Origin of the sequence: Legionella oakridgensis ATCC 33761 = DSM 21215, from assembly GCF_000512355.1 — a bacterium.
Taxonomy (GTDB): domain Bacteria; phylum Pseudomonadota; class Gammaproteobacteria; order Legionellales; family Legionellaceae; genus Legionella_A; species Legionella_A oakridgensis.
Genome location: NZ_CP004006.1, coordinates 2,707,008 through 2,722,964, shown reverse-complemented (window position 1 = coordinate 2,722,964; position 15,957 = coordinate 2,707,008). Strand labels below are relative to the sequence as shown.

Here is a 15,957-nt window from a genome sequence, read left to right as displayed (position 1 = left end):
AATTAGTTATCTAAATAATTAATCATTATAAACCATTTAAAATCAATAACTTCGATTCTAGCTAATAACTTGCCCAAAAAATCCCAAGAACCAATTATAACAAACAAATTGAGAATGCGTAGACTTAATTCCGTTGCTTTAGGGAAAAACTCTGAATAAACCCCACAAAAAACTGTAAAATAAGTCTAGAACAATCTATGAAAAACATCATTCCCAAAAGTTATCCAGATTTAAATAGGCGTTTTAAACAGCAGTTATACACAACGTTAATAATCACATAACATATTGATTTAAAATAAATAATAACAAAAACAAACAAAATTTGATTAGCTTATAATAAATTTAAATATAAAAAGTATTATTTTATTGTTTTTGTTTGTCATCAAAAATCCGGTTCATTCGAGAAATACAAATTAAATGAATGTATGTTTCCAAAACTATGTGAATAACCTACTTATTACCACAGAGGAATTCGTGGATTTATCTTTTATTATTTTAAAATGAATGTGTTATATCACTATTATTCAATAGCATAAGCATATATTCCAAACAGGAATGTAAAAATATAACTTATTAATAAATAATTATTTTAAAAACTTATCCACAAATAAAGTCTGACTAATAACAATCAAAAATAATAAATTTACTTTATTTTTATTATGATATGACCTCAGATGACACGGGCATAAAACAATAGAATTCTTGTTTGACAGCAAGTGTAAAGTTATCTATCATTCCACCCTTTGAAAAAACTAATTGCAGGTCCGTCATGAAACGCACATTTCAACCCAGTAATTTAAAACGTAAACGAGATCATGGTTTTCGTGCACGCATGGCAACACGTGCTGGTCGCCTGGTGCTCAAGCGTCGCCGTGCTAAAGGGCGTAAGCGTTTATCTGCTTAAGTGTATTGTTTTACTAAAACAAGGCGCTTGTTAAAAAAAAGCGAATATGATTTTGTTTTTAATCAAGCAAAGAAAATGGTTACTTCTGAATTCATTTTCTTATATAGAGGCAATGCCGTGGGTCATGCACGGCTTGGTTTAGCTTTATCGAAAAAACATATCGCAAAAGCGCATGACAGAAATCGATTAAAGCGTATTTTGCGTGAAACGTTCCGTACTCGGCAATTACCAGCGATAGATGTGATTGTTTTAGCAAGGCATGGCATTGCTAGTATGGAAAAATCAATTGTAATTAGCAAATTGGATAAAGCATGGGACAGATTAATGGCTTTATGCAAAAAATAATTTGTGTTCCAATCAGGCTTTATCAGTACTTGCTTAGCCCATTCATAAAACCTTGTTGCCGTTTTTATCCTAGTTGTTCTCAATACGCCTTGCAGGCGATTGAGCACCATGGAATCAGTAAAGGCTTATGGTTGATGTGTCGGCGGTTATTGCGCTGCCACCCATGGTCCGTCGGCGGATATGATCCTGTTTTACCTAATAATGAAGAGAAGCTTTAATGGATATTAAACGTGTAATTTTATATGCAGCATTAGCTTTTGTGGTTTACTCACTATGGAACAATTGGCAGAGAGAGTATCCTCCTCAAACGGTCTCTCAAAGCAGAATGGCTGTTGAAAAAGCCTCTGGTGATCCCTTATTGCCAACTGTAACAACGAGTGAGCCCACAGAAACGGTAGCAACGGTTGATGAGGAAAGAAATACAGCGGGATTAAAAACCATACAGGTAAAAACCGATGTGCTAAATATTGCCATCGATTTGCAACAAGGTGATGTTGTTGGGGCACAATTGCTTGATTATCCTGTCAGTGTTGAGGAAAAAGATAAGCCTTTTACTTTATTACAAAGCACAGCAAGAGAGCGTTATGTTGCCAATAGTAGCTTGTTTGTTGTCAGTGATCAGAAGATAAAAAACGTTGATTTTAATTTTACAGCTTCTCAACAAGAATACCAATTGCCGGCTGATGAAGAAAAATTAGTCGTGGCTTTGAAAGGGAAAAGCACCGATGGTCTTGCTGTTGTTAAAGAGTTTATTTTTTCCAAAGGCAGTTATCTTATAGAAGTTCGCTATTCATTGACTAATGAAGGTTCTGCTGCCTGGAAAGGGTATATGAATACCCAACTTTTACAAAGCTCCCCAAAAGAAGACCAATCAAGTATGTTTCATATAGGTTCTTATACAGGAGCCTCTTATTCCAATCCTGGTCAGCATCGATACCAGAAAGTTCCTTTTAAGGATATGACTAAAGCAGATCTGGATGTAGAAGCCAAAGGTGGATGGGTTGCAATGCAGCAGCATTACTTTCTCAGTGCCTGGATTCCTGATGCTGAAAGTAAAAATCGCTTTTATACTCGCTCGTTTACTGACGACTACACCATTGGCGCTGTGAGTCAACCCATTACTGTAGCGGTGGGAGAAAAAGAAGAAGTGGGATCTAGGTTGTATGTTGGACCGGAGATAACCAGTGTTCTTAAAGCAATTGCCCCCGGGCTTGATATGACCGTTGATTATGGGTGGTTGTGGTTCCTCTCATCATTGCTTTTTTCGATTATGAAAGCCATTTACTCCGTGGTGGGTAATTGGGGATGGTCCATTGTTTTGGTTACTGTGTTGATAAAACTTGTATTTTATCGTTTGTCTGCCACGAGTTATAAATCAATGGCTTCCATGCGTAAATTACAGCCAAAATTACAAGCCTTGAAAGAGCGTTATGGGGATGATAAGGCCAAAATAAGTCAGGCGACGATGGAACTTTACCGCCAGGAAAAAGTAAACCCTTTAGGTGGATGTTTACCTATCCTCATACAAATCCCGGTTTTTATTGCTCTTTACTGGGTATTGCTAGAAAGTGTGGAATTAAGACAGGCTCCTTTCATTTTCTGGATAAAAGACTTGGCTGACGCTGATCCTTATCATGTGTTACCGGTCATTATGGGGGCTACCATGCTGATTCAGCAAAAATTGAATCCGGCGCCACCGGATCCAATGCAGGCTAAAATTATGATGTTTTTACCCATTCTATTTACGGCATTATTTTGGAATTTTCCTGCTGGTTTGGTGTTGTACTGGATTGTGAATAACAGCTTATCCATATTGCAACAGTGGTATATTACCCGTAAATACAGTGATGATAAGCCCACCAAAAAACTAGCTGCTGTAAAATAAATGATTGTAGACACCATTGCTGCAATTGCTACCCCGCCAGGCCGTGGCGGGGTAGGTATTATTCGTCTTTCTGGACCTGAAGCTTATGCAATTGCTTTGCAATTAACTGGCCAGTCGCAATTTGAACCCCGCCAAGCTATTTATTGTTCTTTCTATGACATTAAGGGCGAATTGATTGATAAAGGGGTACTTCTTTTTTTTAAAGGGCCTCATTCGTTTACCGGGGAAGACGTTGTTGAGCTACAAGTGCATGGCGCGCCGGTAATATTGGATTATTTATTGCAGGAATGTGTTTTAGCGGGAGCACGTCTTGCTAAGCCTGGTGAGTTTTCCGAACGAGCTTTTCTTAATGACAAGATTGACTTGACGCAAGCAGAAGCCATCGCTGATTTGATTCATGCCAGCTCTCAAACCGCAGCACGGATGGCTGTTCGTTCATTACAGGGAGATTTTTCCAAAAAAATAGCTGCCTTAAGTGAACAGTTAATTAATTTACGCTTGTATGTAGAGGCGGCTATTGATTTTCCAGAAGAAGAAATTGATTTTCTTAATGATGGTAAAATAGCAGCCATGCTTCATCATTTAATTGAAGAATTAACCATCATCCGTAAAAGCGCAGGGCAAGGAGCGATGATGCGTGAGGGACTTTCTATAGTCATCGCTGGCCGGCCAAATGCCGGTAAATCCACTTTGATCAATAGTCTTGCTGGTCGGGAAGTCGCTATTGTCACAGAAGTAGCTGGTACCACCCGGGATGTGATGCGAGAGCAAGTACTGATTGATGAAATTCCCGTCCATCTAATTGATACCGCCGGTTTGCGAGATAGTGATGACCCTGTTGAAAAAGAGGGCATAAAGCGTGCGTGGCATGAAGTAAGCCGTGCCGATTGTCTTTTATTTGTTATGGATGTAACACTCAGGGAGGAAGAGGTTGATTCATTAAATCATGAAATTCATGCCGCATTGCCGCCAAATGTTCCCATTATTCGTGTTTTTAACAAAATTGATACGCTTGGTTCTTCCCCAAAAAATGAAAAAAATGCAATTTATCTTTCCGCTAAATCCGGAGACGGTTTGCCATTATTGAAGGCTAAAATAAAAGAAGTCGTTGGATATCAGCCGGCTGAAGGTCAATTTTTGGCGAGAAGAAGGCACTTACAAGCCTTGGATGAAGCGAAATCCTTGTTATTAGCAGGACAAGAGCAATTAGCTATTCATCGTGCTGGTGAATTACTGGCAGATGATTTGCGTCTTGCTCATCAAGCTCTTTGTGAAATCACAGGTGAATTCACTTCAGATGATCTTCTTGGCAAAATTTTTTCAAGTTTTTGCATCGGTAAATAATCGTTAAAAAATGATTTATCAAGATATCGAGATGAATGGTCTTGAGCGTAGTTTGAATTTTTTAATGAAAATAAGTTCCTATGATAAACGAATTGTTTTTCATGGCTCAATATGAAAAAAATAAATACATAAATACTTGATTCGGAATTAAACAAGATGTAAGTTATTATTTTTAACTTTTTGTCCATTTTTTTATATTGGGGGAATATCATGGCTAAAACTGCGCAATACCAACCCTTTGTCATGGACAAACAAAGTTTTTTTTCTTCTTCCGTTGACTCTATAAACAAGGTTCGCACGCGAGTTTCCCAAAAGGAATACGAGTTTCTTTCTAAAAATCAACTGCTTATAGAACAAGAATTTAATCAGTTATTTGCCAGCCTTAAAAAAAATCCTAAGCATCGAGAAGCGTTCTGGCTCTATTGTTATTATTGCAGCTTAATGTTGCAATCTTATTATCAAGGTTATGGAAAATTTGACCAAGCAGAAAAATATCATAAATTGAGTGAAGAAATCGCTTATTTTTACGAGCAAGGGGTATTTCCGGATGCTCCAACGGTCCAATCCTGGCAAAATCAGTTCAGCAAGGATTTAGGTGAATTGGCCAGTACGCTAAAACATGCTTCAAAAATACGTAGTTGGGTTTCTTTTACCAATATTACCCGGTTACAGATTGTTTTTTCCCGACTGACGTTAAAGCAATCACTGGCAATTATCCAGGGTTCATCGTTTTTGGAAAAATTAGATGAGATTCTAGGGCGACACACAGACATTGATGGCATGTTATCTACCTTGGATAAACCTGCTGCTGTTTTAAATGTGCTTAGTGTTGGAGTTTTTGCCGCGCGTTTTGTTATTAATATTGGTCTGATACTAAAACATACGTTTGTTCCTTCTGAGGCTGAAAAATCGTTATCATTAAAAGAGCGATTTGCAAAAGAGCTTGGCAAAAGACACTGTGATCTTTTAAATGATATGGTTTGGGCCACTGTAAATGGTCTTACCAATTATGCTAAGTATTTTAATATTTCCGCACCGGTTGCGAATTGGGTAACAGCAGGATTTTTATTGTTTGACGTTTCTTTGCTTGTTTATCGACGTTGGCTTGCCGAGCAAGAGTATTTACTTAAAAAAGAACAATATTTGCAAGAAAAGGCACAACATGCAGATGATGATAAACGCTGCCAGTTACTGGATGAACAATTGGCAGAACTTGAGATTCATTGGCAGGCAAGTAATGCTTCTTATTGGTTTAATATTTCTGCAGCCATCCTATTAATGACGGGTTTTTCTGCTTATCTTTTACTGGCTTCACCGGTGGCGGCTCCTGCTTGCTTTTTTGCGTGCGTGTTGGCGGTGGCCATGTACTTGTCGGCTGATATGTATGGAAAATATCACGAAAAAAGCATGTTATTGCAACGGGCTGAGCAAACAGGAGGAGATGTTTCTTTAGCGGCACGTGAAATGCAGGAAGCTCGCAGCGCTTTCATGGTGTCTATGGTTAAAAATACGATGATGCCTTTATTGATTATGGCTACCTTTGCCGTTTCTTGGCCGGCAGCCATTGTATTGACGGTGTTGTTTATTGGTTATGAATGTGGAAAAGGCTACTTTAATCAAGCTAATAAACCGGCTTTACCTGCTCCTATTGCTGAGAAAAATGCAAGTGTGGATGAAGAAGAACTAGATCGAGGCTTGTGTTACTGCTAATTGTCGCATAAGAGCGTTAGCGGCAGTTGAGCTATATGCCCCACTGAGGGCATCAGGTTGATTATTTTTGCAAGTCCAGTGCTATTTTATACAGTTCGTTTTTATTTGCTTTTGTTAACTGTGAAGCAATTTTGACTGCTTGTTTGAGAGGAAGTTCAGCTAATAATATAGACAAAATAGATTCATGATTTTTCACTTCTTTTGCAGAAGTTCTTGGAGAAAGAATCAGTACAAACTCCCCTTTAGTATGATTTTTATCGGCCAGCAGCCATTCTTTTATGTCAATGCAATGTCCTGAAACAAATCGTTCAAAGGATTTGGTTAATTCCTTGGCAAGAACCATCTCTGTTTTTTCGCCAAAAATATCAGTAATATCGTCAATGCATTCCAAAATGCGGTGAGTGGATTCATAAAAGACTAGGGTATGCTCATAAGATTTTAACGATTCCAACTTTTGCCGTCGGGCTGTTTGCTTTGCCGGTAGAAAGCCGATAAAAGTAAATGTATCACAAGACACACCGGATGCTGAGAGAGCAGCTATCAATGCACAGGCACCAGGAATCGGAATCACAGGAATTTGTTTTTGATGAGCCAGTTTGACCAAGGGAAAACCAGGATCGCTGATTAACGGAGTTCCAGCATCACTGATTAAAGCAAAAGTTTGCCCTTTGAGTAAGGTTGCAATAAGTTGCTCACTACGGCTGGCTTCATTATGAGTATGCAAAGATAACATCGGTTTTTTATGCCTAAGGCAGTGAGTAACTGCTGGGAATGACGAGTGTCTTCAGCAAGAATTAAATCGACAGATTGTAAAGTGTTTATGGCTCTCTCACTAATATCGGCGAGGTTGCCAATGGGTGTTGCCACAATGTATAGCTTACCTGGGGTTATTGCTGAAGTAGCAGTCATGGTTTATTCTCTTTCGTTTCAATTTTTGCTGTGCATATGATTTTGGATAAAATTCATGCTGTCAAATTCTCTTTTTAAATGCCTTTCTATTATTTGTTGTGTGATGACACTTTCATGCTGTACTAATAAAGTAAGCGACAGTCATGTGCAGGTTAATCAGCAATTGGCCAGTCCTTACACCATGTCGGCTGCTGCTTATCTTGCTCTGGCAAACAATAAAACCGGTGATGAACGACAGTCATTACTTATTATGGCAGCCGGCCGTTTAATTCACGATGGTCAGTGGCAGCAAGGCCGTACGATTTTGTTAAGAATGAATGAATTACCGGCTGATCTTGCTGATGAAAAAATTTGTTGTTAGCAAAAATTGATTTGATCCTTGGACAACCTCGTTCTGCCATAAATAGACTGGCAAAAATTCAGGCGATAACCAGCATGCCTATTTATTACCAGGCTCAATTTCATGAAATGCTGGCTCAAGCTTATCAAAGCACCGGCAATACCGTAGAAGCGGTAGGAGAACGAATTAAACTGGAAGCACTATTGCCGGATGAAGCTTCAAGAGCAAATAATCTTCGCATCCTTTGGTTGACACTGACGACTTTGCCTCCAGCGGAACTTAATACGTTAGCCGTCGAAGCACCGGATGACTCTGAACTAAAAGGGTGGATGCAATTAGCTCTCATTTCACGACAGGATTATCGCCAGCCACAAGCAATAATGGCAGCTCTTGCAAGATGGCAAGAAAATTATCCACAGCATCCTGCTCATTCCATTTTACATACAGCTAGCAATGAACAGCGTTTATTTGCACAACCTAGACATATAGCACTGCTTTTGCCTTTATCTGGACCTCTGGCCGGACCCGGGAATGCCATTAAAGATGGATTCATGGCGGCTTATTCGGCCAATGGAGAAGTTGATCATACGAAAGTACATTTTTACAATACAAACGCTGCTGATGTGGCTGCTCTTTATCAGCAAGCTTTGGCAGATGGAGCAGACTACGTTGTAGGCCCATTAACCAAAACGGATGTGGCTGCCGTTGCAGCAATGGATCATCCTGTACCAACATTATTACTTAATGATGTAAATACAGAAACAAAAGATAATGCTTACCAATTCGGACTTTCACCCAGTAATGAAGCAAAGCAGATCGCTGCTAAAGCGCGTAACAATGGTTATATTCGAGCACTAATAATAGCGCCAGAAGGGGCTTGGGGTGATGAAATTGTTGCTGCTTTTTCTAGCCAATGGCGAGCGAATGGCGGACATGTGACGGATGCTTTGCGTTACCGCCCTAATGAAAATCTTAATACGGCAGTTCGCGATTTTCTTCATATCACGGATAGTGAGGCTCGGAAAAAACAATTAAACCAAGTGCTGGGTCATCATATTGAATCCACACCAAGAAGAAGACAGGATTTCGATATGATTTTCCTCCTTTCTTACCCTAATAAGGCACGGCAAATCATGCCATTACTGCAATATTATTATGCTGGCGATGTTCCGGTTTACGCAACTTCCAGCGTCTATTCCGGAACGCCTAATGCCATGAAAGATCGTGATTTAAATGGCATTATTTTCTGCGATATGCCTTGGGTATTTAATCATCATATGGAACACAAACATTGGCCTGAGCAATATAATAGCTACAATCGTCTTTATGCTCTTGGAATGGACAGTTATGCTCTATCAAGGCAATTAAATCAATTATTGCTTTTTCCTGCGATGGGAGTCAGTGATAAAAGTGGTGTATTGTATTTAAATCCTAATGGGCAAATTGCCCGTATCTTTGCTTGGGGACGATTCAAGCAAGGGGTGGCGGAACGTATACATGAGAATGGTTAGCTGCGTGGTATAAGATATGATTGAACAGCGGTAAGCAGCTTACTTCCATAACAGGATGACGGTTATGCCGGAATTTCAATACAGCGCTCGAGATAGACAGGGTAAATCTGTCAGTGGCAAGCGAATTGCTTTATCGGCAGAGGAGTTGGCTGGACAATTACAAAGCGAATCCCTGATTCCCATTGAAATTATTCAAGCTGTAAAAAAAACTGAAAAGAAGCCCGTGACTTGGAAAATACCGCAGTTTTTTAAACCCCATGTGCCTCTTGATGAACTGCAAATGTTATGCCGCCAAATGTATACCGTGCTTAAAGCAGGCGTTCCTATTGGTATTGCGGTCGCACGTCTTGCGGAAACCACGCGCAATAAGACTTTATCTGATGCATTACAGACTATTCTGACCAGTTTGAATGAAGGGCATAGTCTATCGATTTCCTTAAGCCAATTTCCAACTATTTTTTCTTCTTTTTTGTTAATCTAGTAAAAGTTGGCGAAAATACCGGACGACTTGATCAAGTGTTTTTACACTTGGCTCAATATCTTGAGTTGGAAACTGATACCAAGAAAAAATAAAAGCCGCCTTACGTTATCCCATTTTAGTATTTGTTGCCGCATTGGTGGCTTTGCTAGTTATTAATGCATTTGTGATTCCAGCGTTTGCTGAGATGTTTAAAAGTTTTCAGGGAACACTGCCTTTCATGACCCGATTATTGATTGCCACTTCTGATTTTATTCTTAATTATTGGTATCTTTTGCTTGCTGTTTTATTTTTACTGACGGCAGGTTTTCGTTTTTACGTTAAAACGCCCATTGGTGAATTACAATGGGCAAAATTACAGTTGAAGATTCCTATCGTTGGTTGGCTGATTCACCGCATCATTCTTGCACGTTTTACCAGGCTTTATGCCTTGGTATTGCGTGCTGGTTTGACGGCTGTGGATGGAATCGAGTTGGTTGGTGATTCCACAGGAAATGCTTTTGTTGCTCAAAAAATAAAAACCATTGCCAGTTTGGTTGGACGAGGTAACAGCATTTCCAACTCAATTGCTCAAACTCACTTGTTTCCGCCGTTAGTACTACAAATGATTACCCTTGGCGAGGAGTCTGGAAGTATTGATGACTTGTTGGATGATGTGGCTGAATTCTATCAGCGTGAAATTTCCTATGATTTAGTGCGTTTAAGCGATGCCATTGAACCGATTATGTTGGTGATTATGGGGGTGATGGTTCTTATTTTAGCGTTAGGTGTGTTTATGCCGATGTGGCAAATGGCTTCACAAATAAGATAAGGCAATGTTTTTTCGAATAAATCGCCTGTAAGATATTTGCTTAAGGCTGAAAAATAATAAATAATTAAATTAGATTGTATTATTTTTCATTGAGGAAGAAGAGAATGAAAAGGGAAAAAGGGTTCACCCTTATTGAATTAATCATCGTTATCGTTATTTTAGGCATATTGGCAGCAGTGGCTATCCCTTCTTATATTGATATACGCTCCGAGGCAAGACAAGCGGCGGTAGATGGTGTTGCCGGCGCTTTAGGTTCTGCTTCCGCTATGAACAAAGGAATTCGTGCGGCTTTCCCGGCAAAAGGTGTTGCAGTTGCAGACTGTGAAGATGTGGCTAATACTTTGGATGGTGGATTGCCAGCCGGGTACACCATTACCGCGGCAACGATTGCTAATGGCGCTACGGCAACCTGCACTGTCACAGGTCCGGGCGGTGAAACTGCCACGTTTATAGGTCACGGTATTAGCTAGAGCTATCGTTTATCAAATTCTTTTTTCAACCTTTTCCTTATTGGAGGAAGAGGTTGAATAAATGGTTGCTAAGAAATTATTGATAATCTATTTGCAATTCCAATGGCATCAATTCCGGCAAATGAGCATAAAGGCGCATAATTTGTTCGCAAAAAGCGTGTAGTTGCTGACGATTTTCCCAAAGCATGTAATCTGTGCCTTTACGAAATGCTTGTTGACGAGAGAGGGTGGTGATTAGCTTTAACTCTTCTTTGGATAAGCCAAGGTGGCTGTTAAGCTCAACAAGCTCTAACAAGTTTTTGTATTGTCTCAGCTGGCGATGTTCATGCAGCAGACAGGCTTTTAAAGTTAACTCGAAGGCTAAATGCATTAATGAGGTGATTGGCAATAATGCATCAATGCTGTAATTTTCATCCAGATGAATTTCTGCATTTTGTTTTAGTAAATATTCAGCACAGTAGGCATGTTGAGCCGCAATTTTTAGCATATCAACTGCATCCAGGTAGTGTTTATTCATGTATGTTACTCCAGATTTCTTAGAACTTGTCTTATAGTCTAACCATGCAGGGCTAAAATCCTCAATTTTCTGTGCTCCACTGCTCACATACTACTACCTTTTTCATTTAATTTTGACAGGTTGAGTTGTACATTCTGTTTTTTGTCATCTCCGCGCAGGCGGGGATCGATTCAGAACAGAGCATAACGCTGCATTAAATATGGTTTCCCGCCTGCACGGGGAATTAAATGGAAAGCGTTACAATGTATGCTTATGCTAGTGCTCTAAAATCAAGGTTTTTAGCCCCAGCCTGGCGATTCTGAAGAGAGGTTCTATATCAGCCGGCGCCCTCCATCCACATGCAAAATTTCCCCGGTAATAAAAGGATTTTCAACAATGGCCAAAACCGCGTGGGCAATGAAGGTTGGATCCCCATGAATATTCAATGGTGTTTGAGCGATAATTTTTTTCTGTAATGCTTCGCTTAGCGTATTTTCACCTTCAGGCCAGCTAATGGCACCAGGAGCTACACCGTTGACACGAATCATTGGAGCAAACTCGCGTGCGAGTGATTTAGTTTGCATGGTAAGAGCCGCTTTTGACTGACAATATACCGTATAATCCTTTAAGGGTTTTTCCGCATGAATATCTGTTATGTTGATAATGCAGCCACGTTGCTTGGCCAAATAGGGCTTGGACGCATGACTTAGCCAGAAGGGTGCCCTCACATTGGTATCAAAGAGTTTGTTCCAATCTGCTTCGGATGGATTGGAAACATCCGTACGTTTAAAGAAGGATGCATTATTTACTAGTAAATCAAGACGTTTTCCCCAATGTACTGTTTCGCTAACAAGCTGATAACAAGCATTTTTTATGGTCAAATCTGCTTGCAGTGCCTGTGCACTATTATCTTTGTTTTTATTCATGGTCAGCGCCAATGCCTTGGCTTCTTGAGAAGAGTGATTAAAATGAATGACAACCCGAAAGCCTTTTTGGTGTAAGTGCCAGGCAATTGCCGCACCAATTCGACGAGCAGCGCCGGTAATCAAGGCGACTGGTGCAGATAAGGTCGTTTGATTCATGATGTATTCCTTGTTAAAAATGCTGTATTATTACGCAATATCGGGTGAATTGCTCACCCTAAAGTTTTATTAGTTATGAGTCTAATTGAAATTATTTACAAGCAATTAAGCGTCAGAGGCGAAATCCCTTTCGTTGAATTTATGCAGCAAGCGTTATATGCCCCGCAATTTGGCTATTACAGCTCTGATTTGCAGAAATTTGGTTCTCAAGGTGATTTCATAACTGCTCCTGAATTAACGCCTTTATTTGGATATACATTGGCCAATCAATGCCGGCAGGTGCTTTGTGAACTCAATCACCCTATCTTATTTGAATTTGGTGCAGGCTCTGGGCGGTTATGCATTGATATTTTAACACAGCTTGAGCGATTAAATTGTCTACCAGAGGAATATCATATTCTTGAGGTGAGCGGTCATTTGCGTCATTGGCAGGAAGCTAATATAAAACAGCATATTCCGCATTTGGCCGACAGAATAAAATGGCAAACCGGATGGCCACAGCAGTCATTTGAAGGCGTGTTGGTTGCCAATGAAGTGCTTGATGCTATGCCAGTACATCGTTTTATGCAGACAGCGGACGAACTGCTGGAAAGTTATATTACGATGAACAACCAGGGAGAGCTGACAGAAGTATTTAAGCCTTGTCGTAATGAGCGCTTAATTCATCACGTGAAGTCTGTCTTAGCGCCTGATTTATATCCTTATCAGTCTGAAGCCAATTTGTTTATGGGTGATTGGCTAAAGCAGTGTTCCATGATGCTGGTAAAAGGGGCTTTTTTATTATTGACTATGGTTTTCCTCGACAAGAATATTATCATCCAGATCGTTACATGGGCACATTAATGTGTCATTATCGCCAGCAATCTCACACTAACCCACTTGCCCATCCTGGGGAAGAAGATATAACCGCACATGTGGATTTTACCCATGCAGCTGAAGCAGCTTATAATGCAGGCTTTCATGTAGCAGGCTTTACTAATCAAGCCTCTTTTTTATTGGCTAATGATTTACTGTCTATGCTTGCAGCAATTGAGCATGAAAGAGAGCGGGTATGGCAACAACAAGCAGTAAAACAATTAATCCAGGCGAATGAAATGGGTGAATTGTTTAAAGTGTTGGCTTTGACGAAAGAAGTTGAGTGGCCATTAAGCGGGTTTCAATGGCATGACAAACGAGCGAGCTTGTAATTATGGCTAAGTATTTGACGACGGTGGAATTGCAAAAGGAATCCATGAAGTTTTCCGCAGGTCATACCACTATTTTTTCGGCAACGGAACGCGAGCCATTGCATGGTCACCAGTATGGCGTCTATTTGGCACTGACCACTTGGGTAGAAGATAATGGCATGACGTTTGATTACCGTTATTATAAGGAACGCATTCATACGCTCTGCAGACATTTGAATCAAACTTTTCTCATGCCACAGTATTCACCCTTTTTACAATATGATGAAGACGATATCTATTATTATTTTACGTTTAATCATAAAAAAATCCCTTTTTTAAAAGAAGACGTCACATTGATGCCGCTGACTAATATTACCGTGGAAGAATTATCGCGCTGGTTTGTGAATGAATTGATTAAAGATGAGACGGAATTAAAACGTCATCGCATTGAACGCATTGTAGTCAAGGTTTTTTCTGCTCCCGGCCAGTCAGCAAGTCATATTTGGCAACGGTAGAATACAATAACCATTTGAAGATTTTCCCTGCTTATTTTACAAGAAGCAGAGAAAATCTTGAGTTAAATTTCTCCAGTTTGCAAGGTCAGAGGGTTTTTGACCGCGTCTTCTTCTGTTTCCTGTGGAACTGGCTTGTAACCATCTTTACGTGCTGTTGCTGTGAAAAATCCAGATTTCTTATGAACGTCATCCTCTTTTTAATTTCATCCTTATTAAAATGAGCAAGCTCGGGTTTTTGTGCAAATTTTTCATAATCTTCTTCATCAAATTCAGGTAATGCGTCTGCCTTTGGTTCAAATTGTTTGAGAATGATGCGTGATAAAAGCGCTAATGCTATTCCGGCAGCAATGACCCCAATTCCTATGCCGGTAGGTAAGAACATCAGTGAAACAAACATCAGTGCCGGCAGCATCGCATCAATTAATACCGATCGAACCAAACTTATCTTTTGAAAGCGAATGAGCCTTTCTTGATGAACGGATTCAGCCATAGACTGTTTTATATCCAGATACAGTTGTTTCTTTTCAAACTCATTATTACTTTCATTAAAAAGTTGCAATAATTTTTCACATTCTTCTCGGGCCAGTTTTCCGGTGGCTCGTGATTTAGCAATCTCTATGCCACCCGAAGCAGCCGAATAAGAGAGTGTTAATGAGAAGCAAAGAGCAGCTCCCACAACACCAAGGATTAACGTTGTGGCTGGCATAAGGGCTGCTGGAGGAAAGAAAAAGCAACAGACTACGCTGAATGCCACAACCAATGCAATGGCGTAAGTAAGATCATTTATTAATTTGTATTTTTTATATTTCCAGTCAAACTCACACTGTTGTTGCATTTTTTCTAGAGAAGCAATTTGTCGTTGCATTAAACGACGCGCTTCTGCATTTTTTTCATCTTCGTCATGCAGTTTGGCTTTAAGCGCTTCTATGTCCCGTGCATAACGGGCCAGCTCTTCATTATGCCGGGTTGTTTCCTCATAGAACCGCCATAAGGTCAATGAAGCATCTACCAGCAATAGACCTGCGGTAATGATATTTCCCCAATAACCCAAGATGCCACTACCGGTTAGCCAGAAGAAAGTGACTAGATTGACGGTTGCCCATACCGCATCATTGAGCAGCATAAATTTACGTTGCTGCCATTGTGTTTTAAATCGTTCCCACGCGGGAATTTGTTGTTCTTCCTTACTCATCCACGGCCCTTTAATGGTGTGCTTCAAGAGTAAGGACAGTTCGATTCCAAAACGAGTGTAGTAAAGAATCCAGCTTGCATAGCCTAATACGGGAGCTGGTGTGCCCAGAACTTGCTGCGCAGCATTCTTGTGGCCAAGATGCTCAGGCATGAGGCCAATAACGCTGCTAAGCAAACCTCCGCCCCAAACCCAATAAAGACGTCGCTCGTTGATATCGCCCATCCAGCTTTTAATGACAGTAGTCCTTCCGCCGCTGAATTCCACTGCTTTTTCAGCAATAAATGGTCCAACCACCGTCAATCCCAGGTATTTTAAATGTTTCTCCGAATCATCCATTGCTTGCTCAAGGATAGTTTCTGGCGTTGTTTCCAAACCGTTTTGACGTAACCTGTTAATTAAATCAGCACAATGCTTGATTTGTTCGCTTCGTTGTTGCAGGTTTTGCCGTCGTGACTCAGCTTCATCCAATTGATATTGAGCGGATAAAAGATAAAAAGTAAACAATAGATCTTCTTCAAGAACAATGCGTTGTGCTTTACTTAAAAACTTAAAGCTTGCCGGATTGAGGTGTGCTAATTTTTTGCCATAGATATCCAGTGAAGTGGATAAAAATTGCCGTTGTTTAAATATTTCGAGTACGTCCAACGTCATTCTTTGTTTTTTTTGATAGACATCATCAAATAAACGACGCACAGCATTTTGTTCGGCCTCATCAAGTGTGCTGAATGAAGTATGTTTCAAAATGCTGCTTATGGACATAATGCCACTCCGGTTAAAAAGAATCAGATGTTCATATATT

Annotated in this window: 15 protein-coding genes and 2 pseudogenes; 13 read left to right on the top strand and 4 right to left on the bottom strand. The window is 40.1% G+C overall.

Annotation, left to right across the window (positions count from 1 at the left end; genetic code table 11):
• Positions 1–769 precede the first annotated feature (769 nt).
• The 6 genes from rpmH to LOA_RS13195 all read left to right on the top strand — a co-directional run bounded on the left by rpmH (position 770) and on the right by LOA_RS13195 (position 6,188).
• Positions 770–904 carry a 50S ribosomal protein L34 gene (rpmH, locus tag LOA_RS13220; RefSeq protein ID WP_025386753.1) on the top strand — a complete coding sequence of 45 codons (135 nt, stop codon included), beginning with the start codon at positions 770–772 and terminating at the stop codon, positions 902–904.
• Complete coding sequence (gene rnpA / locus LOA_RS13215; protein ID WP_025386752.1) at positions 905–1,249, top strand: ribonuclease P protein component; 345 nt, start codon at positions 905–907, stop codon at positions 1,247–1,249.
• Positions 1,216–1,467, top strand: coding sequence for a membrane protein insertion efficiency factor YidD (gene yidD / locus LOA_RS13210; RefSeq protein WP_081725017.1), 252 nt, complete (start codon positions 1,216–1,218; stop codon positions 1,465–1,467). Before rnpA ends, yidD begins: the two co-directional genes overlap by 34 nt.
• Positions 1,467–3,134, top strand: coding sequence for a membrane protein insertase YidC (gene yidC, locus LOA_RS13205; protein WP_025386750.1), 1,668 nt, complete (start codon positions 1,467–1,469; stop codon positions 3,132–3,134). The genes yidD and yidC overlap by 1 nt, the downstream gene beginning before the upstream one ends.
• Entirely contained in the window at positions 3,135–4,478 is a 1,344-nt protein-coding gene (gene mnmE, locus LOA_RS13200; RefSeq protein WP_025386749.1) for a tRNA uridine-5-carboxymethylaminomethyl(34) synthesis GTPase MnmE, read from the top strand.
• A gap of 210 nt (positions 4,479–4,688) precedes the next feature.
• Positions 4,689–6,188 carry a hypothetical protein gene (locus LOA_RS13195; RefSeq protein WP_025386748.1) on the top strand — a complete coding sequence of 500 codons (1,500 nt, stop codon included), beginning with the start codon at positions 4,689–4,691 and terminating at the stop codon, positions 6,186–6,188.
• 61 nt (positions 6,189–6,249) lie between these two features.
• Here LOA_RS13195 and rsmI read toward each other — a convergent pair.
• A pseudogene (gene rsmI, locus LOA_RS13190) lies at positions 6,250–7,097 on the bottom strand (16S rRNA (cytidine(1402)-2'-O)-methyltransferase).
• 55 nt (positions 7,098–7,152) lie between these two features.
• Here rsmI and LOA_RS15650 point away from each other — a divergent pair.
• The 5 genes from LOA_RS15650 (at position 7,153) to LOA_RS15960 (ending at position 10,707) form a co-directional block, all read left to right on the top strand.
• Positions 7,153–7,458 (top strand): hypothetical protein, encoded by a 306-nt coding sequence (locus LOA_RS15650; RefSeq protein WP_238551273.1) that lies wholly within the window; start codon positions 7,153–7,155, stop codon positions 7,456–7,458.
• Positions 7,449–8,948, top strand: coding sequence for a penicillin-binding protein activator (locus LOA_RS13185; protein ID WP_238551272.1), 1,500 nt, complete (start codon positions 7,449–7,451; stop codon positions 8,946–8,948). Before LOA_RS15650 ends, LOA_RS13185 begins: the two co-directional genes overlap by 10 nt.
• 64 nt (positions 8,949–9,012) lie before the next feature.
• Positions 9,013–9,429, top strand: coding sequence for a type II secretion system F family protein (locus LOA_RS14275; RefSeq protein WP_158423063.1), 417 nt, complete (start codon positions 9,013–9,015; stop codon positions 9,427–9,429).
• Between the two features lie 136 nt (positions 9,430–9,565).
• Entirely contained in the window at positions 9,566–10,237 is a 672-nt protein-coding gene (locus LOA_RS14270) for a type II secretion system F family protein (protein WP_081726663.1), read from the top strand.
• Between the two features lie 104 nt (positions 10,238–10,341).
• Positions 10,342–10,707 (top strand): prepilin-type N-terminal cleavage/methylation domain-containing protein, encoded by a 366-nt coding sequence (locus LOA_RS15960; RefSeq protein ID WP_025386747.1) that lies wholly within the window; start codon positions 10,342–10,344, stop codon positions 10,705–10,707.
• Positions 10,708–10,783: 76 nt separating this feature from the next.
• Here LOA_RS15960 and LOA_RS13170 read toward each other — a convergent pair whose 3' ends face one another.
• Positions 10,784–11,224: a hypothetical protein gene (locus tag LOA_RS13170; protein WP_025386746.1), complete on the bottom strand. Its 441-nt coding sequence runs from the start codon at positions 11,222–11,224 to the stop codon at positions 10,784–10,786.
• A gap of 311 nt (positions 11,225–11,535) precedes the next feature.
• Complete coding sequence (locus tag LOA_RS13165) at positions 11,536–12,285, bottom strand: pteridine reductase (protein WP_025386745.1); 750 nt, start codon at positions 12,283–12,285, stop codon at positions 11,536–11,538.
• Positions 12,286–12,360: 75 nt separating this feature from the next.
• On the opposite strand from LOA_RS13165, the pseudogene LOA_RS13160 reads away from it, so the two are divergent.
• Positions 12,361–13,472 (top strand): annotated as a pseudogene (locus LOA_RS13160) (class I SAM-dependent methyltransferase).
• A gap of 2 nt (positions 13,473–13,474) precedes the next feature.
• The gene (locus LOA_RS13155) at positions 13,475–13,966 is read left to right on the top strand and encodes a 6-pyruvoyl trahydropterin synthase family protein (protein ID WP_025386744.1); all 492 of its coding nucleotides are present in this window, start codon (positions 13,475–13,477) and stop codon (positions 13,964–13,966) included.
• Positions 13,967–14,051: 85 nt separating this feature from the next.
• On the opposite strand, the gene LOA_RS13150 is transcribed toward LOA_RS13155, so the two are convergent.
• Positions 14,052–15,917 carry a hypothetical protein gene (locus LOA_RS13150; RefSeq protein WP_025386743.1) on the bottom strand — a complete coding sequence of 622 codons (1,866 nt, stop codon included), beginning with the start codon at positions 15,915–15,917 and terminating at the stop codon, positions 14,052–14,054.
• Positions 15,918–15,957: the final 40 nt, after the last annotated feature.